Origin of the sequence: Citrobacter portucalensis (genome assembly GCF_002042885.1) — a bacterium.
GTDB classification, from domain to species: domain Bacteria; phylum Pseudomonadota; class Gammaproteobacteria; order Enterobacterales; family Enterobacteriaceae; genus Citrobacter; species Citrobacter portucalensis.
This window is the reverse complement of record NZ_MVFY01000014.1, coordinates 1-19,478: the sequence shown is the minus strand read 5'-3', so window position 1 is coordinate 19,478 and position 19,478 is coordinate 1. Positions and strand designations below refer to the sequence as shown.

The 19,478-nt window shown below is 46.9% G+C and carries 16 protein-coding genes and 1 tRNA gene; 7 read left to right on the top strand and 10 right to left on the bottom strand.

Going from position 1 to position 19,478, the window contains the following annotated elements; all coding sequences use genetic code 11:
• Positions 1-28 precede the first annotated feature (28 nt).
• Genes appC through cbdX form a run of 3 tightly spaced genes read left to right on the top strand, consistent with a single transcriptional unit; the run spans position 29 to position 2,824 of the window.
• On the top strand, positions 29-1,573 hold the full coding sequence (gene appC / locus BZK40_RS18765; protein WP_079935098.1) for a cytochrome bd-II oxidase subunit 1: 1,545 nt from the start codon (positions 29-31) through the stop codon (positions 1,571-1,573).
• Positions 1,574-1,584: 11 nt separating this feature from the next.
• Positions 1,585-2,721 (top strand): cytochrome d ubiquinol oxidase subunit II, encoded by a 1,137-nt coding sequence (gene appB, locus BZK40_RS18760; protein ID WP_079935097.1) that lies wholly within the window; start codon positions 1,585-1,587, stop codon positions 2,719-2,721.
• Positions 2,722-2,734: 13 nt separating this feature from the next.
• On the top strand, positions 2,735-2,824 hold the full coding sequence (cbdX, locus tag BZK40_RS18755; RefSeq protein WP_003830863.1) for a cytochrome bd-II oxidase subunit CbdX: 90 nt from the start codon (positions 2,735-2,737) through the stop codon (positions 2,822-2,824).
• A 52-nt stretch (positions 2,825-2,876) separates the two neighbouring features.
• On the opposite strand, the gene BZK40_RS18750 is transcribed toward cbdX, so the two are convergent.
• Positions 2,877-3,590 (bottom strand): GNAT family N-acetyltransferase, encoded by a 714-nt coding sequence (locus tag BZK40_RS18750; protein WP_079935096.1) that lies wholly within the window; start codon positions 3,588-3,590, stop codon positions 2,877-2,879.
• A gap of 192 nt (positions 3,591-3,782) precedes the next feature.
• Positions 3,783-5,252, bottom strand: coding sequence for a MocR-like pyridoxine biosynthesis transcription factor PdxR (gene pdxR / locus BZK40_RS18745; protein ID WP_079935095.1), 1,470 nt, complete (start codon positions 5,250-5,252; stop codon positions 3,783-3,785).
• 124 nt (positions 5,253-5,376) lie between these two features.
• Between pdxR and BZK40_RS18740 the strand changes: the two genes are divergently transcribed.
• The 4 genes from BZK40_RS18740 to BZK40_RS18725 all read left to right on the top strand — a co-directional run bounded on the left by BZK40_RS18740 (position 5,377) and on the right by BZK40_RS18725 (position 9,797).
• A complete protein-coding gene (locus BZK40_RS18740) occupies positions 5,377-5,826 on the top strand; it encodes a GNAT family N-acetyltransferase (RefSeq protein WP_079935094.1) in 450 nt (149 codons plus the stop codon).
• Between the two features lie 167 nt (positions 5,827-5,993).
• Positions 5,994-6,998, top strand: coding sequence for a LacI family DNA-binding transcriptional regulator (locus tag BZK40_RS18735; protein ID WP_008783828.1), 1,005 nt, complete (start codon positions 5,994-5,996; stop codon positions 6,996-6,998).
• A 153-nt stretch (positions 6,999-7,151) separates the two neighbouring features.
• Positions 7,152-8,603 carry a Na+/H+ antiporter NhaC gene (gene nhaC / locus BZK40_RS18730; protein WP_008783827.1) on the top strand — a complete coding sequence of 484 codons (1,452 nt, stop codon included), beginning with the start codon at positions 7,152-7,154 and terminating at the stop codon, positions 8,601-8,603.
• Between the two features lie 12 nt (positions 8,604-8,615).
• A complete protein-coding gene (locus tag BZK40_RS18725) occupies positions 8,616-9,797 on the top strand; it encodes a MalY/PatB family protein (RefSeq protein ID WP_079935093.1) in 1,182 nt (393 codons plus the stop codon).
• 209 nt (positions 9,798-10,006) lie between these two features.
• Here BZK40_RS18725 and BZK40_RS18720 read toward each other — a convergent pair.
• From BZK40_RS18720 to ecpA, 8 genes are all read right to left on the bottom strand, one after another.
• Positions 10,007-10,082 (bottom strand) — tRNA-Thr (locus BZK40_RS18720).
• A gap of 165 nt (positions 10,083-10,247) precedes the next feature.
• Complete coding sequence (locus BZK40_RS18715) at positions 10,248-10,712, bottom strand: methyltransferase family protein (RefSeq protein WP_079935092.1); 465 nt, start codon at positions 10,710-10,712, stop codon at positions 10,248-10,250.
• A gap of 265 nt (positions 10,713-10,977) precedes the next feature.
• On the bottom strand, positions 10,978-12,426 hold the full coding sequence (locus tag BZK40_RS18710; protein ID WP_079935091.1) for an EAL domain-containing protein: 1,449 nt from the start codon (positions 12,424-12,426) through the stop codon (positions 10,978-10,980).
• A 517-nt stretch (positions 12,427-12,943) separates the two neighbouring features.
• Positions 12,944-13,639, bottom strand: a complete 696-nt coding sequence (locus BZK40_RS18705) for a fimbrial biogenesis chaperone (RefSeq protein WP_079935090.1) — start codon at positions 13,637-13,639, stop codon at positions 12,944-12,946.
• Positions 13,636-15,243, bottom strand: a complete 1,608-nt coding sequence (locus BZK40_RS18700; RefSeq protein WP_079935089.1) for a fimbrial adhesin EcpD family protein — start codon at positions 15,241-15,243, stop codon at positions 13,636-13,638. The genes BZK40_RS18705 and BZK40_RS18700 overlap by 4 nt, the downstream gene beginning before the upstream one ends.
• Before the next feature lie 10 nt (positions 15,244-15,253).
• Positions 15,254-17,746 (bottom strand): CS1-pili formation C-terminal domain-containing protein, encoded by a 2,493-nt coding sequence (locus BZK40_RS18695; RefSeq protein ID WP_079935088.1) that lies wholly within the window; start codon positions 17,744-17,746, stop codon positions 15,254-15,256.
• Positions 17,747-17,804: 58 nt separating this feature from the next.
• Positions 17,805-18,482 (bottom strand): EcpB family pilus assembly chaperone, encoded by a 678-nt coding sequence (locus BZK40_RS18690; protein WP_060682708.1) that lies wholly within the window; start codon positions 18,480-18,482, stop codon positions 17,805-17,807.
• A gap of 52 nt (positions 18,483-18,534) precedes the next feature.
• Entirely contained in the window at positions 18,535-19,122 is a 588-nt protein-coding gene (ecpA, locus tag BZK40_RS18685) for a common pilus major fimbrillin subunit EcpA (protein ID WP_003830835.1), read from the bottom strand.
• Positions 19,123-19,478 lie beyond the last annotated feature (356 nt).

The window sequence follows — 19,478 nt, the reverse complement described above, 5'->3', positions numbered from 1 at the left end:
TCACTCTCTAATGCCTGATGGAGTTCGCATGTGGGACGTCATTGACCTATCGCGCTGGCAGTTTGCGCTGACCGCGCTGTACCATTTTCTGTTTGTTCCCCTGACGCTGGGGCTGATTTTTTTGCTAGCCATCATGGAAACCCTGTTCGTGGTGACCGGCAAAACAGTCTACCGCGACATGACGCGTTTCTGGGGAAAGCTATTCGGTATTAACTTTGCGCTCGGCGTGGCAACCGGCCTGACCATGGAGTTTCAGTTCGGTACTAACTGGTCGCTCTATTCCAACTATGTGGGTGATATTTTCGGTGCCCCGCTGGCGATGGAAGCCTTGATGGCCTTCTTTCTTGAATCCACCTTCGTGGGGCTGTTCTTCTTTGGCTGGCAGCGCTTAAACAAGTATCAGCATTTACTGGTGACCTGGCTGGTTGCGTTTGGCTCTAACATTTCGGCCCTGTGGATCCTCAACGCCAACGGCTGGATGCAATATCCAACTGGCGCTCACTTTAATATTGATACCCTGCGCATGGAGATGACCAGTTTTAGCGAGCTGGTCTTTAACCCCGTCAGCCAGGTGAAATTTGTGCATACCGTGATGTCTGGTTATGTCACCGGCGCCATGTTTGTGATGTCCATCAGCGCCTGGTATTTGCTGCGTGGTCGCAATCGCGAGTTCGCCCGGCGCTCCTTCGCGGTGGGTTCCGTCTTTGGCACGCTGGCTATCCTCGGCACGCTACAACTGGGTGATAGCTCAGCCTTTGAGGTCGCCCAGCTCCAGCCAGTAAAACTGGCGGCAATGGAGGGCGAATGGCAAACCGAACCGGCCCCCGCGCCCTTTCATGTCATCGCCTGGCCGCAGCAGGAGCAAGAGCGTAACGCCTTTGCCGTGAAGATACCGGCCCTGCTGGGTATTCTGGCGACCCACTCTTTAGATACGCCGGTTCCGGGGCTGAAAAACCTGATGGCGGACGCGCTCCCACGCCTGCAGCGGGGCCGTGAGGCGTGGTTACTGATGCAGGAAATTGCCAAAGGTAACCGCACGCCTCAGGTACTGAACGCTTTTCACGCTGTGGAGAAAGATCTGGGTTACGGCATCCTGCTGGCGAACTACGCACCTGACATGAACCACGTTACGCCAGCGCAATATCAGGCCGCGCAACGCGGCACCATTCCGCAAGTGGCCCCCGTGTTCTGGAGCTTTCGCATCATGATTGCATGCGGTTCGCTGCTGCTATTGGTGATGGCGATTGCGTTGATACAGACCTTACGCTGGCGTATCGACCAGCATCGCTGGGTACTGCGCATGACGCTGTGGAGCCTGCCGCTCCCGTGGATTGCCATCGAAGCTGGCTGGTTTATGACGGAGTTTGGCCGCCAGCCATGGGCGATTCAGGATATTTTGCCGACATGGTACGCCCACTCCGCGCTGAGCGCAGGCCAACTGGCCTTCTCGATGGGGCTAATTCTCACGCTTTACACCCTGTTTTTAATTGCTGAGGTCTACCTGATGCAGAAATACGCGCGCCTTGGTCCAGATGCAATGCATAACCAGCAACCAGCGCAACAACAGGGATAAAGGAGACAATCATGTTGGATTATGAAACGTTGCGGCTCATTTGGTGGCTGCTGATTGGCATCATTCTGGTGGCCTTTATGGTCACTGACGGGTTTGATATGGGGGTCGGCTGCCTGTTACCGCTGATCGCGCGAAACGATGATGAGCGACGGGTGTTAATCAATAGCGTCGGGGCGCACTGGGAAGGTAACCAGGTGTGGCTCATTCTGGCGGGTGGTGCATTATTCGCGGCCTGGCCGCGGGTCTATGCCGCCGCATTTTCGGGGTTTTATGTAGCGATGATCCTGGTGCTGTGTGCTCTTTTCTTTCGCCCGTTGGCCTTTGATTATCGAGGCAAAATAGCCAATGCACACTGGCGTGCTATGTGGGACACCGGGTTGGTTATCGGGAGCCTGGTCCCTCCTGTTATCTTCGGCGTCGCGTTCGGCAACCTGTTCTTGGGCGTGCCTTTTATCTTCACACCACAGCTTCATGTGCAATACCTGGGCACTTTCTGGCAGTTACTCTCACCCTTTGCGCTACTGTGCGGCGCATTAAGCCTGATGCTGGTTATTCTGCAAGGGGGCATGTGGATCCAGTTGAAGACCGACGGCATTCTTCACCAACGCGCGCTCTCTGCTACCCGTCGTAGCGCAATGCTGGTCGTGCTCTGCTTTCTGTTAGCCGGTTACTGGCTATGGACGGGGATCGACGGCTATGTGCTACTTAGCCAGGAGCCGAATGGTCCTTCCAACCCGCTGTTAAAAATGGTAACGACCTCACCGGGCGCGTGGATGGCGCACTTTTATCAGTCACCACTGCTGTTAATTATTCCGCTGCTTGGCATGATGTTCCCGATGCTCGCGATCTATGCCTGCGGGCAACGTCGGGCCGTATGGGGATTTCTGTGCGCTTCACTGACCCAGGCCTGCGTGATCTTCACCGCCGGAATCACCCTGTTTCCGTTTGTGATGCCTTCAAGCGCGTATCCGCTCTCCAGTCTGACGGTGTGGGACAGCACTTCCAGCCAGATGACGCTCAGTATCATGCTGGTTATTGTGCTGATTTTTCTACCGATCGTTCTGCTTTATACCGTGTGGAGTTATTACAAAATGCTGGGACGAATCAATGTAGAAACGATCCGCCGCCACAATCACGAACTTTACTAGGGAGGACCGTACGATGTGGTATCTGTTTTGGTTTGTCGGCATTCTGCTGATGTGCGCACTCTCCACGCTGGCACTGGTCTGGCTGGAGTCGCGGCAGAAATAATACTGCGCGTGCGCTACGCTTTCTGGCTCTCCGGTTTATTCGGGGAGCTTTTTTATCCCCTTTCCATCAGCTCGCCAAGGCGCCGAATCTGCCGTCCCTGGCTATCGAAATTACCCTCATCGAGCCACAGATCGTAGGCAGGTCGAAGTATCGGGTACTCACCGTCAATGATTGAGTACCATGCGGTATCACGATTTCGTCCACGGGTAACGATAGCCTGCCGAAATATACCTTCAAAACTGAAGCCAAAGCGCTCTGCCGCCCTACGGGAAGGCTCATTGAAGGCATCACATTTCCATTCAAAACGGCGATAGCCCAGATCCTCAAAAACGTACTTTAAAAGCAATGATATGACTTCCGTTGAAATTCGCGTGCGTTTCATGTGTACGGAGTAGGAAACATGGCCAACCTCGATCACGCCATTTGCGGGATCAATCCGCATAAGAGCAAACGTACCAACAGGTTTCATACTGGTTAAATCGATCACGGCAAAATGCATCGGATCTGTCTGTTCTTCCATGTTTTTTAAATAAACCAGGAAGGCATCAAAAGTTTCAAAAGGTCCGACCGCCAGATATGTCCAGTCACGACAATCGCTTGCTTCGCAGTACGCTTCATACAACTCTTTTGCATGGCGTTCGGTGTTAATGCGTTCAAGCTTACAATAGCGACCTGTAATTTGCTGAGCCTGTGGAAAGGGTGCGCCTTTCCAGTCAGACAAAGTCATACCTACGGGTTGTTGGAATTGATTAAAGACGCCCGGCATATCTGTACCTCTTACAAAACAGAACTAAACCAGCGCAGGGTATGATCAAACTGAGCGGCCCAAAAGAACCACAATGCGTGTTTTTAACGGATCCACACTATTTTAGTGTACAAAAAACAGGCGCTATATTTTTACCCGTAGCGAAAGAAACGTATTTACTGCATTAATGCTAAGAGCGGAATAAATTATAATTTAAATAACCTGAGCCAAACGGCGAATCCCATCAACAATTGCCTCTACCGGATGATTTGCAAAACCAATCAAAATCCCCTGTCGTGAGACATCGCTCTGGTAATAACGACTTAGTGATAGTATTCCCATCCCTAGTAATCTGGCTTGCTCCTCAACTTCATTTCCGGTTAATCCGTTTTGTAGCCAGCACACAATATGGACGCCAGAGTCAGAAGGCTGCACAATCATTTTATCAGCCAGGTATTCTTGAATAGCATTGACCAGCGCAGTTCTTCTTTCATAGCATGCCTTACGAATTCGGCGCACATGACTGGCATAGTGACCATCCTCAATAAAATTCGCCATCACAGCCTGTTCAAGATAACTGGTGCCAAGATCGGAAAAATATTTCGTCACCATAATTTGTTCTTGTAAACCCGGCGGGACAACTAAAAAACCTAAACGGAATTCCGGGTACATCATTTTAGAAAATGTTCCGGCGTAGATTACGCGTTGATTCTGATCTAATCCTTGCAGAGCTTGTAAAGAACGGTCGGCATAACGGAACTCGCTATTATAGTCATCTTCAAATATCCATGCCTGATTCAACTTCGCCCATTCCAGCAACTCAAAACGCCGGGATAAACTTAACGTTCCACTTAATGGATATTGATCCGACGGGACGACATAGGCCAACTTAGCGTCAGGAAAATGATCAATACCATAGCGGACGTTCATTCCCTCGCTATCTACCGGTACGGGCCTCACCATCGCGCCAACTGACATGAAGGCTCCGCGGGCGCCTTTGTAACCCGGGTCGTCCAGCCAAACGTCACTTCCTGCCGACAGCAACGCTCGTGCGGTAATGTTCAATGCCTGTTGAATACCATTTACGATGATTATTTGATCTTCGTTACAGTTCACTCCACGCGTTGTTTTAATGTAGCGGCAAACCGCTTTTCTCAAAGGAAGGTACCCGCAAGGATGAGTGTGAGCGCCCAGTTGATGCCGGGATTGTCTCCAGACACGTTGCAGTAGCTTTCCCCATAACGCATGCGGGAAGAGATCCGTACACCCGACACCAACCGCAAATAGGCGGTTCATGCCGCGCCCTTCATACTCATTTGACCACAAATCGCGAACAGGATTATTTCGGCTGTGAACCTGTTCATCAGGCGAGACAACGTCCCCCGACGCTATCTTTGGATAGCTATTGCTGATACTCCGATCCGGAATATTATGTGAGACATATGTTCCAGACCCTTTACGGGTCTGGATATACCCTTCATCTAATAGCCTGTCATAACCGGCGATCGCTGAGTTTCGTGAAATTGACATCATCTCGGACAATGCCCTGGTTGACGGCATTTTTGTTCCTGGCGGCAATCGCCCTTCGAGGATGTGATCGCGGAGGATGTGGTAAACCTGCTCCTTAACCGCGCCTTTTCCTAAAACAAATCCTTGAAATAAAGGCGCATTGTTTTTCTTCATTGTATTAACCTTTATACTAAAAGTGGATCCTATCAATATATCGAAAGTGTCTCTTTACGAGAATTTATAAAGTTCTTAGTATCATCATACTAACACATTACTCGTATAAAATATCAGGATATATATGACTAACATGAATACCGTTACTATTGAATGTGCAGAACAAAAAGACTACGCCAGCTGGCTTCCTTTATGGATAAACTATCAAACATTTTATCGCACTAAAATTTCAGATAAAGTAACAAAATTAACGTGGGAGCGTTTCCTTACCCCGAGCGAACCTGTTTATTGTGCTGTTGCCAAATATGATGGAAAAATAGTGGGACTGGTGCATTATCTCTTTCACCGTTCAACATGGGCAGAATCCAACTATTGCTATCTCGAAGATTTATTTGTTAGCGAAGAGGTACGTGGTCAACATATCGGTAAACAGCTTATCGAGTATGTCCAACAACAAGCCAAAAAACACCACGCGTCAAGATTATACTGGCATACGCATGAAACCAATCTCCGTGGACAACGTCTGTATGACTGGGTGGCCCAAAAGAGCGGGATGATCGAATATCGTATGTAAGGATAATAATACTCAGGATAGTATTTAATTATTCAGTACTAAAAATAAGCCTCTGAGTAGATATACTCAGAGGATGTCTCGGTGACAAATCCCCCCAACCTGAATAAGATAAGGAAAAAAACCAGCGATAAGCAAATTCTTAAGAATCAAAAAGGTAAAGAGCCAGCATGGCAACGATAAAGGATGTTGCAGAGTTAGCGGGAGTGTCCACCGCAACAGTTTCACGTGTTATTAATCAAACCGCATGGGTTGAACCCGTGACGCGTGAGCGTGTTGAAAAAGCCATGCGCGAACTGAACTATCATCGCAATGCCGCCGCTATTGCATTAGCGAAACGCAGCGGTGACATGCTCGGGTTATTGACCGGCAACCTTGCCGATCCTTTTTTTGCCAGGCTTGCCCGAGGCGTGGAAGAAGTATCACGCCAGCAGCAATTTCGGCTGATGGTATGCAGCGGTGGCCACGATGAAGGAATGGAAAAATCAGGACTTGATTTCCTGATAAACCAGGGCTGTGAAGCTATTGTGGTCCATGCCAGTAGACTGTCTGAAAAGGAACTGTTGAGATATGCCGCTCATTTTCCTGCCATGGTGGTCGTGAACCGCTATATTGCCGGGATGGCCAATCGCTGCGTGTGGCTGGAAAATAGTCAGGCAGCTAAAACAGCCACGCTACATCTCCTGGAACAGGGGCACCGTTGTATTGCCTGCGTGACAAGTGATTTACCGATTATCGATCGCCGTGAGCGGCTGGAAGGCTATCGCCAGGCGCTGGCCGAATATGGCATTACGCCAGATAAAAACTGGGTGATTAGCGTGCCCTTTAATGAAGAAGGTGGCGAACGCGCTGCACACCAGCTGCTTAATTGCGGCATTCCTTTCACCGCAGCAGTGACGTTTAATGATGTAATGGCCGCCGGGATTATGCGCATCCTCCATCAGCAGGGAATTACACTTCCGCAGCAGCTTTCGATCGTTGGATTTGATGATGTGGTGATGGCTCGCTATCTCTACCCCGCACTCACAACAATGCATTATCCCGTTGAGCGCATGGCTCGCTGCGCTTCGCAGCTGGCGATACAGCTTTTTAAGGGCGCAACTCAGCGTCCCAGCGTGAATAGTTTCACTGCGGATTTAGTGATCCGCGATTCTGTTCTTCCCCCCTCTCTCTGAAATCAATGCGTAAATCGTCAAGCCCCTGAATTGTGACCGACTTCAAGTTTAACGTCTTCATGTAATCGCTTACATGAGGGCCAATGAGCGATCACAGTCAGGCAAAAGGGTGTTCTCTACTCTTGAGCGACCTTACAGACTGGAGATTCATGAATGAATGCCTCTCAAAATCAGAAAAAAACACTCTCATTTGGACTGGCAGTGATCCCTATTTTAGCCATGCTACTGCTGCTAATTATTGGCTACGGCATCATGGGGCTACGTATTGAGCCCTTGTTGCTATGTTCTGCTGCAGTCGCCGCGGGCATGGCCTGGTGGCAAGGGTATTGCTGGGAAGACATCATTAATTCGGTGGTTGATAAACTCGCCAAAGCAATGCCGGTTATCATGATTCTTATCTGTGTTGGCGGACTGATTGGTACATGGATGTTCAGCGGCACCATCCCTTACATGGTGTACTGGGGACTTAAACTCATCAGCCCCGAATACATTCTCATCGCCGCCTTCTTTTTGACCAGCGTCGTATCGGTGTGTACCGGAACCTCCTGGGGTTCCGCCGGAACGGTTGGCGTAGCATTGATGGGCGTTGCCGCCGGACTGGATGTCTCGATGGCAGCAGCGGCAGGTGCCGTTGTTTCTGGCGCTTACTTCGGTGACAAGATATCGCCGCTGTCAGACTCCACCAACTTTGCGGCCATTGTTGCAGATACCACCCTTTTCGAGCATATCCAGCACTTATTGTGGACCACTATTCCCAGCTTTCTGCTTGCCGCCGTGGTTTATCTTATTGCCGGCCACAGCAATATGCTCGGCGAGGTCGCCACGCCACAACGGGTTACCGACATTGTCAACGCTCTGGAGTCGCTATACCACTTCAATATCATTCTGATTTTGCCGCCGGTTATTGTGTTGTGGGGCGCGATTCGTAAAAAACCGGTCATTCCTTTAATGCTGAGTGCATGCGTATTAGCCCTGATTCTGGGCGTTGTCATGCAAGGACTCAGCATCAAGCAGGGACTGGATGCCTTTATAGATGGATTCAACATTACTATGTTCCCGCAAGGGAGTGAGGGCATTATTGCTGATGTTCCGCGCCTGCTGAACCGCGGCGGAATGTTCTCAATGATGAGCACTATCCTTCTGGTATTTTGCGCATTCTCTTTTGCCGGTGCCTTAACGTTAACCGGCGCACTCAACATTATCATTAACCGCTTACTGACGGTCATTCACAGTGTCGGTCAGTTAATTGCGGCAACCATTGGTACCACCCTTCTGGTGACCGGAGCGACAAGCGACGGCAAGCTGGCTCTTCTGGTTCCAGCTGAACTGTTTAAAGACGCATATCGTCGTATGGGACTGGATACCAAAAATCTGTCCCGCACCATTGAAGACGCTGGCACCGTCATTGAGCCGTTGTTGCCGTGGACCGCTGCCGGAGTTTATATGGCCACGACATTAGGAGTGAGCACGCTGGATTTATTGCCATGGGCGATTCAGTGCTATGCCGCAATCTTCTTCGCCTTGATTTACGGTTTCACGGGAATCGGTATTGCGAAGGCGCCATCAGTGGCAGAAACAGAAAAAAATATTACGGCAACAGAATAGGGAGAGCATGTAATGGATTTTAATAAGATTATCGATCGTCACGATACCGCCTCGTTGAAATGGGACTTTATGGCGCGATATTTCGGCGAGGATACACATCAACTGTTGCCAATGTGGGTGTCTGATTTTGACTTTACTTGCCCGCCCGCTGTTCAGGAGGCTTTAACTCACCGCGTCGGGCACGGTATTTTTGGTTACAGCGAACGACCACAAAGCTACTTTGATTCATTAATTTCATGGTTATCAACCCGGCATCAGCTGGAAATCAAACAAGAGTGGATCTGCAGTATTGAAGGTGTTGTTCCGGGATTATCGCTACTCGTACAAATGCTGAGTCAACCCGGTGAAGGCGTGGTCGTTCAGGGGCCTTATTATGGTTCATTCGCTAAAATTATCTCTCTGAACGGCAGACAGCTGCTGGAAAATCCGTTGTATGAGGACCCGGCTACCGGTTATCAAATGGATTTTGCTCACCTGGAAATGTTATTCCGGACTGAACGTCCGCCGCTGATGATTTTATGTAATCCGCATAATCCAACCGGTCGTTGTTGGTCTGCACAGGAGCTGGAACAGCTACTTACGCTATGCGAGACCTATGATGTAACGTTGCTGTCTGATGAGATATGGGCAGATTTATTGCTTCCAGGAGAACAATTTACTTCAGTTCTGCATCTGGGAGAACGCTGGCATTCACGTGTAATTTCAGCCACTTCAGCCAGTAAAACGTTTGGTTTGTCGACATTGCGTATTGCTAATTTTCTGATACCGGCACCGGCATTGCGTGAACACTTTTTACGCCGTCTGGATGCGCATGGACTGGATGTATTCAATGCGCTATCCGTCGAGGCGAGTACGGCTGCATGGCAACATGGTGCACCATGGTTAGACGATTTACTTGGCTATCTGGCTGAAAATCGACGCTGGTTTATTCAACAAATTGATGAATATCTCCCATGGGCTCGGGTTGTTCCTTCCCAGGCAACGTATCTACTGTGGATAGATTGCAAAGCGCTTGGACTGGATGATGAGCAGCTCAAATGGGTAATGCTTGATGTTGCCGGTATTGCGCCTTCAATGGGAAATGGCTTTGGTCCTGCTGGAAAAGGTTTTATCCGCCTGAACATGGGATGTCCACGCGCCTACCTCGAAAAAGCGGTAGAGGGATTGAAGCGTATTGCATTTACATCCTGTTGAATCTGCTCAGTAAACGAATCGGCCCTGGCACAGGGCCTCTCGATATTATCAGCCATTTCGACGAGGCCTGATTAACGGCCTCTGAACTACCAACCAAGAATGGCGATACGGAGAACGTGGTGCAGGTTACCCGAAAAATAAGATGTGCGCTGAAAACCGCAGTAAACGGGCTTTTAGTTGATTTCGGTAGACTTGGGAAGAGTTTGAAATGGTGCCGATAATAGGAGTCGAACCTACGACCTTCGCATTACGAATGCGCTGCTCTACCAACTGAGCTATATCGGCCCTGATAAGGACATGCCCACGAATGTGAACACGGGGTAGAAGGTTAAAACTAACCGGGCGATGCGTCAATGGCCTTGCGAATCAAACGCCTATTTTTGCATCATCCGGATTCAATTACGCACGAATCGTGTCGTCACAGGCGTCCTTGTTCGCGGCAAGGGAATTCTATAACCAGCGGCGAACACGCTGCTCATAGCGTATCCATTCCGGCCCGAAATGTTTTCGCAGTTGTTCCTCTTCAAAATCAATATGTAATCTGGCAACCACCAGTATAAACAGCGGTGCAGCCAATATTCCAATCAGGCTACCGACGTAAAGAGCAAAAGCTAACTGGAGTCCACTCATTCCAAGATAGATTGGATTGCGGCTCCAGGCATAACATCCGCCAGTAACAAGTGTGGTCGATTTCTCTGCATGCAGTGGGTTTAGCGTCGTACGTTTCTTCCGCATCTGCCACGCGGTATGCAGTATCATCGCCAGACTGACGCTAGCCAACAATGCACTTATTACGATAGTCACCGCGCCAAATGTGAAACGCGGGATCGCCGTCAACGCATCCGCGATGAGGAATAATAATAGGATGAGTGGTGGTGGAAGCCAGACTCTTAATTTTGTCAGGAAAGGACGCATGGCTACGGGCTAACCTCAGTACCTGTTTGATTAACGCTGATATCACTATAAATACCCCGTTTAAGATACATAAACAAACGGTGCATACTTCACTGTAGGACTTTTTACTTAACCAGACAGACAGGCAGCGATGCAAAGACGCCAATACCAGAGGCGTCTGCCCCTGGTGTTCAGGAAAAAATCATGCTGCAGGCCATGTCAGCTCAGAGCACATACTCGTTTAAAGGTTTTACCCTTCATATGTAAAAACCGTGTCAAAAATGAATTACGTAGATAAAGGTGAATCCGACGCTGATTCAAACAAATCTACAGACTGCTGGTAATACCGGATAAAATCATTAAATGTCACTGGCGGTAGAAACTGATACCCCTGCAGATAGTCAACATTATTTTTTCCCAGCCATTGTTGCTGATAGTCATTTTCAACGCCCTCGGCCACCGTACGTAACCCCAGAAGTCCTGAAAGGTGAGTAATTGACTCGAGCATAGGGATATATTGATCAACCTCTTTAATTTCCTTAATGAAGCTTTTATCAATTTTGATTACATCCAGGTCTAACTCATTGAGATAGCAGAGATTAGCGTATCCAGTACCAAAATCATCCAAAGCGAACAAAACACCTTTATTTCGTAACGAACGAATAAGTTCTTTGATTGCAGGAGTGATCGTGAACGTCTGGTTCTCTGTTATCTCTATCATCAATTTTATCGGCAGACCTTGCGTTATCTCCATAAAATTAAGGCATTCCCAATAGAATACGGGATTATTTAAACCTGACGGACTGACATTAAAAGAAACGAACAGAGTTTTATTAATGCTTGCACCTCCAGAGACCAGATTGCGCGCAACAGCGGTCATTAAATAGCTAGTTAACTCATTGATTAAGCCACTTTTTTCAGCCAATGGAATAAACTCTCGCTGAGAAATAGCATAGTTATGTCCCTGTGGCCAACGAGCCAATACCTCAACACCACAAACGTCGCCCCTGATATTCACGATGGGCTGAAAATAAGGAATGATCTCCTCATTCCTTATTGCCATACTCAGTCTACTAGTATCCGAAACATCATATGCGTCAGTGTAAACTGCATCCCCATTCACATTATTATTGATTATAGAGCTTTCATTTAATAAATTATTTCGGGTTAAAAAGATAACAGTTTCATTAAAATTGGAAAAGCCGAGGCGAGCAGTAATTTTATCCCGATATCGATACACTGACTTAATTGTTAGCGAATTAGCAATACAGAAATCATGCAGTTTTTCTTTTGTGAATGATGAATACAGCATTTCTTCTTCAAATTCAGTCAAGTTAAAAGTAAACATCGGTGAATCTTTATTGACTTCCACAACTTTGTTAGGTGCCAATAGACTCTCTTTTAATTGAGCGATCAACTGCTCTGACAATTCCCCCCCATTGATAAAGGAATATTCTTCATATCCCCGATTAACAGGCAGGGTTTCGCACATCCGCAGAACAATACAGTGTATGTTGATGAACTGTGTACTGTTTCTCTGAAGCCATTTTTTGACCAATAATAATGGCAACCGGTTATCGATCACCAGCAAGCAGGACGGATATTGCGACATAACTGACTGCGTGCCAGAAATAAATGTCCGTGCATCGATCAATACCAGATTTGGTAACCATGCTTTTATTCCTGAAAAAAGGAAACTATCATAACTGAGCAGAAAAATTTTTTTCGTATTCATAGTTATCACCAACTTAAATTTATGGCATAGCAGGTCCCTCGCTCTATTCACGAGAGAATATACAACACCTTCGACCTCCAATAATCATAAGGCGATTCGTGATATAACTTTATCCATAAGCCATATCACGTAAATTCAGAATTTATAATCACAGTTATCCATATGAGTATTCTCATCACACCGTAAGTTCCATTTAAAAATTGAAAAAGAAAAAACTCCATTTCTTAATCAGTACAAATCCCTTTACTCACTTTCACTTCATTACAAAACAAAAAGCTATAAATACAAAATTTACAAAACATATAACTACAGTGACCAACAGAATAACATATTACCGTAGTTTATGCTGACCGACAAACTAAGAGAGGATGTCGTAGATCTTGTATTCATAAACATTTCCGGCAATATGCACGACATATTGTTTCATCGACTCTAAATTTATTGCTACATTTTCTATAGAGAGTGACAGTATAGGTTCAATATATAATCAGGGCATATTGGTTCAGACCCAACCCCCTTAATGATTAATTTTTGAGCAACTCTGACCCACGGGTAGGTATTTCTGCAACGCTACGATAAATTTCCGGTTTTTTGTTTTCAACTCACTACTATGCCAGGTTTCCCCCGGTAACACATAACGCATGGTGGCTTCATCATCAGTTGAGTGACACCCCTGGTGTACGATAATTTTGAAAAAAGTATTCCCTGTGTTTTTCAACGTCCCGTTTATCTCATCAATGGTGTAGGCCAGGTTCATTTTCCTCGGACGAACGACCAATATGGTATCCATAGCGATCACCGGGAGAGCCTGTCCGCCTTTCCCTTGATTACGCTCGGTAAACAGCGTTATCGGCATTTCACGAAACAGTATTCGGTAATAGCGTTCTTTATCATCCTGCGGGCCACGATAGAAAATCTTAAAAAACTCACTTGCCTGCGGTGCCAGTGAAAAACGGAGCGGAGTAAACAAAAGTTCGCCTTCGGCAATAGCACTTCTGTTTTCACCTCCCGGTCCCGGTTTATCTATTTTAACTGCGCTAATACTGTACACGTTCTGTTTCTGGCTATCGTTATAGATTCGTTTACTGATAAATGATTTATCCGATGGCATCTCATAAATAGTCGACTCCAGATAGACTGCCTGTGCGGAGAACACCGCCAGCCCGGAAAGCAAGGCCAATATCCATCTTAGCGCCAAACGACAGTGGCTCATGGCGTCACTCCCACCCAATTCGCCGTCACTTTTATCTCTCCGCTGGCACTGACAACACCTTCCCAATCCGCACCGGAAACGGTCAACATCGAACGCGAATCATTCATTGGGAAAAGCAATTTTAAATCAGTCGCAAAGTAGCTTCCATCATCTGTATTATTTGCGTCCCAGGGCGTCTGTTGCCATTGCGCATCTCTCATGCTGATCGCCGCTTCACTACAGCTATTTCGTTTCTGTACCACGCCACCCGACTGACTGTTGTACTGAAGAAAGGCGGGAATTGGGACAGATAACCCACCTTGCGTAGAAGTGAACAGGCAATAAGGCACATTGTTTATCGTCGTACTTTCCCCAATAACTTGTGCGGTAATGCTATCAGCCTGACGAGGCCCCGAGACCGTCACGGTGTAATCCACCTCAATCGGAGCGGTCTCGCCAATTGTGCCGCTGCCGCTTGCCGAGGTGCTGTTATCCGATGAGATAATACTGATCCCATATTCCTTTGGCACAATATTGAGCTGTAGCGAAGGAGTAAACTGGTAATACCCCGACTCTGGCGTCACGCTATTTGTAAAAGCAAATGTAAATGGTTGGCTGTTGGTGATACTGACGCCACTGTCCACCATATTTTTCAGGAATGTTTTCGACAAAAAAACATAGACATACTCGCCACCATTACTAAAAATATTATAATAAATCGATGTCGAGCTAAAATTAGTCCAGGATTGACCATCACCAGAATATTTAATTGTGGCAGCTGCCGGTGTAAAACCAAGCAAACCGCTATCCGCATACATACGAATACGTAGTGAAGCCGTCAGGTTGCTGGTTTGATTTAAATTGTATGAAATCATCTTACAGATAACGCCATCTTCACGACTGACCACACCCAGCTCACAATAACCACTGTCTTTAGTGATGCTCGGCGTACCATCACTGGCAACCCATAACTCCTGAAATGCATTGGTAGAAACCAAAGACAAATGACCTATTTTATTTAATGTATAAGGTCTGATGTACCAATTACCGCTGCTCTGGTCTTTACAACGCTGTCCAGCCGCATAATCATAGTCAATCGTGGTTCGACAAAAATTAAGGTTATATGTCTCTGCGCTTCCGACCGACATATTGCGGAAGTATTCATACGCCGAGTCTGTCAGCGATGCAAAACCATAGTATCCACCGGCGATCCCGGATCCGGTTGCTTTAGTGTGATAAAAACCAAATTGATCGGTTAGCTCGGCAGCAATATAGCCAGATGCAGGGCAATTAGCACCAGTGGTGCAACGAATACCCCGGAATGGTTCACTGATTGGTGAATTATCAATCCACATATCTTTATAATATGAGGTATTGGCTACCCAACCAACGATACCCATATATCCCAGGCTATCCTGGTCGTTTCCATATTTTACCCAGGTGTTCGACCCACTAATGCGAGGATCGAGAGAGGACGGGGTAATAAAGTATTCGTTATCAACATTGTTTTCTATAAACAAATAGTTGTTGTTGACCGCCGCCTGAGTGGAAGCCGAGAGCGCCCAGGCGGATGGAGATAACGCGGCAAAGACACAGCCGAGAATAAGGGAAAGAGATTTATTCATTATTAATACCTTATCGTTGTGCCATCGTGGTTTGCGTTGCACATTTCACATCGCCAACCCACGCAGCGCCGCGTGCATTTTCCAGATCCAGATCGGCTTCACATATCCTGCCATTGGCAGAAATTAACGTAATAACCGGATACTTTTTATCAATATCGATAGCAAACTCACCTTTTGCATCCGTACGTGTTTTACCGATGTGGTTATGAATATCGGTATTTGCAGCCAACTGTCCATCGGGATAACGAATGCGACCGAATACGGTGACCATGCTTTTCACTTCAGGGTTGATAACTCCCACGTTACCCGGATATAGCGTCAGCTCCTGTTTGCGTCCTGAAACAATATCGAAGCTGTCCTCAGAGTTTTTATCATTGAGGATTTCCAGCTTGTACTGAGCATAGGGCGGCAGTGCAATGAAGTTTGATTTACCGCTGAGACGATAATTGCGGTTATTAATCTTCGCAGCCAGTTTCCCCTCGCCGGTCAAATCTGTTTTTACGATAACGCCAGAACGCTGTCTCTCTTTACTCAGACCGAAGTCTTTACCTGCCCATGCCAGAGAACCTTGGGAAGAGAAGTTCATATTGGTGGAGTTGTCAGCAGAGCGTGTTACCGATACGGTGCCAGCGTTATATTTCGTGTCATAACTTAGATTGCCGTTTACCGAATAATTATTGTCGTAATACTGTTCACCACTCAGACGCGTTGATGCCGATAATCCGACCGATTTAATCGGCCCTTCAGCATACTGTTTTCGTGCACTGAGATTACCCTGGGTGCTGCCATAGCGATCTCGGGAGACGCCCATGCTCAACCAGGTCGCCAACGGCAACGATAAGTCCAGGCTGACATAACGTTCCTGTCGCCCATCGTCATTTCGGTTGTTGTAGTAATAACGCTGAATTCCTGCACGTAACCCAATCGTGGCATACCTTCCAGAATAAAGAGTCGTATTGTAATCCAGATTACGGTATTTATTGCCTGAGTAACGATTCTCCGTCTGACTAACAGTGAGTGAACCACCATGAGGAATAAACTTTCCGAGGTTAAGAGTTCCGCCAATGGAATAGTTATCACGCTCCTGCATAGGCAAGCGATCGCCAATTTTACTGTCTTCACGAGATGCCCAAAGGGAACCATATCCCTCAGGGACATTGAGATTAATGTTACTGATGTTTCGCCATGATGAATCGTTCGCTACCAACATCTGATTGCCAATACTGACGTATTCATTCACATTCAGCGTGACATCCGTTTCATTAACCGCATTGTTGTCAAAACCGTAGATCGTTGATTTCAGGCCCAGTCCCGACAATATCGCCAGCGTCACCGATGCGGCCCCCCCGGCAATCCAGGTCTGCTCATTACCCAAATCCTGATAGTGGTTACGCTTATAGCTCACCCGATCATAATCCAGCGAACCACCAAAAAACTGCCATGAGAGCTGATGAACTCCGGCAGCTTGTTGGCGAGCAAAGATCTTATTAACCCGGCTGACACGACTATTAATTGTCCGCCCATTGACCACGATATCTACCGTGACGTCGTAAACACCATACGGAAAGCGACTGGTATCAATTTCATAGCTGCCCATATTAAAGTTCTGCACGCTGAGCAAACGTCCATCGCGGAAGACATGAACCTCACCAGCGGCTGGCAAAAATACGGTAATCGGCGTGAGTGAAAGCGCGGTATTCTCAACAACCGTACTTCCTTTGTTCCCGTAGCTCGCACCGTAAATTTTCCCACCATTCAGCGCATTCAGGCTGGCAATAGACTGGACATTCCATGTATCAAGCATCCCCAGCGCCAGTCGATACCCTTCATAATCGCGCTCATACATCGCACGATATAGTTTACTGGTACCATTGCTGTCACCGATACCGTAAAACGAACCGTTAACATTAATGTGGTGCTCCCGCAGCGATGTTGTATTGTCCATCGTCAGATAGCTGCGGGTACTGCTGCCATTTCGGTAATCGTTGTAGTAGGTACCGAAGTTGTAGTTCAGGACGTTAGACAGAGTTTCAACGCTGGAAGGTCCAAGCAAGCTACTGCGCGCGACAATCGCTTCAGTTAACGCATCTTTGCTGACAATCATCTCCAGGTGAAATGATGAGACATTAAGTTGCAGTCGAGCATCATCTGACAGTTCAATATTCGTATTATCGTGAAACTTTACATCACGGATTTTTTCCACTAACGCGCGGGTTTTCTCGGATAACACAGCATTATTGGGCAATTCAGCAAGAGTCAGTGCTTTAACTGTAATATTGCCATCAACAAGCGAAATCACCGCATCGGCAATTTTTTGCTGACTTTTCTCATCAGTCTCGTTGTAACGGATATAAACCGGCACCGTCATTCCCTGCTCCAGTGAACGAGCGAAAGCGCTGGGAATAACGTAATTACCCACTTTTACTGGGGCTGCATGTGAAGTTCCTGGTGTCAGCGCAAGAAAAAGACAAATGCTACCGCCAACAATATATGTTGTTGTCATATGCATCCTTACAATCCGGTATTTTTATTTTTCCCGTACAGATGGCTGCTATTGACCATCACTTCACTGTAATAAACTGCTTACCGTGCCAGATACCGATGCGTGAGCGGCTATTACTAATGTCGGTGAACTGCAGTTTTATTTTCGTACCTGGCATAATGTAATAACGTTCACGACAGCCCCGCCCCTGATCGCGAGCATTATCTTTGCAAGCCCCATAGGCGATTACTCGAAATGAAACATTGCCAGTATTGCTAATAACATCACCATTACGATTATATTCAAAACGCTCTTTTCGCGGCGCAACAACCAAAATCGTTCCAATTTCTGCTGACGCTGTCGCAACAGCTAATTTATTGGCCCGGGTTTCCGCGCTCTCGGTGACTGGCTCATCTATCCATTGCAGACGATAATAACGCTCGACATCATCAACTGGCCCTTTATAAAAGAAGCGAAAAACATCTTTTGCCTGACCAGGCAGAATTAGATTGGCAGGCGTAGAGAGTAATTCCCCGGAATTAACGGGTTTTATTTCGACTCCGCCCGCTAAAGGTGATGACAGTTGTTTTACCGATACGCTGACATAACGAGCCGAATCTGTCGTATTAGTGATTTCTTTCGATAATGAACTCTCAGTAGAAGTCATTATCGACGTGATATCACCGACGTTAATTGCCCAGCTGGAAAAAGATATTACCAACCCTACCAACATTGCTGCCGGTAAATATTTATTCATGACACCATTCCTGATAAATTCGGGAGAAATTCTCCTCCCGAACTTTTATTTCTTAGGCGGACGGAGTCGTCCAGGTTGCATTGAACTGTACTTTTACATCCCCAGTCCAATAGCCGTCTGGCAGTGCAGAGTAATCCGTTACCGGCGTGCTACCATCAGAAGTCGCAGACGCAATGGTGAATTTGAAGTTGGATTGATCGCTGACGCGGTCAGCACCGTTGTAAGCGCCATCAGCCATCAGGCTTTCAAGACCAGAAGTCGAGCTGGAATTTACCAGGACAGTATCTGATGAATTAGTCAACGCGGTGCCATTCCATGCCACCCCTACGTTCAGGGTAGACGCATCGCCACTGGCGTTGGTCAGAGTATTGCTAATAATCTGAGCGGTCAGTTCAAAATCAGTTGCCGTTTCCTGGCCCTGAATAGTCACATCAAACGCGCCATCCTGGGAGTTGAAGCCATTCAGACCTTCCGCATACTGGAAAGTCAAAGAGTTCAGCGGAGTGACGACCAACATGCTGGTGGTATCTTTTGTTGCCGTCGCGTCCCACGAGGCCGTTGCAGAAGCAGTGACATCTGCCATTGCATTTGCCGCAACAAATACAGACGCCAGAGAGGTCACTAATAATAATTTTTTCATTTTTATCTTCTCCTAAGAACAAACTCACCACCGAGTCTTATTATTAAGTCACTCCAGCGGTTCCATTAATTGCGAGCCAGAATTGCCGCGCCCAAAAATTATCATTTGAATTAAGTAACATCTCAACAAACCCTGAAACGCAAAAATTACAAAAAGACTAAGAATTTTCCCACTAAAACGATAATCTAAGAAGTTTCCTAAGTTTAATTTACTTAAATAACACCATGAACCAGAACTATCACCCAAATAAATAAGACAAATCAAACAATTCATCTTTTTTATGTTTTTGATAAATATCAAAAAGATCATACAAATACCACGAGAGCAAAACCCTTACAAAACATAAAGATAATTAA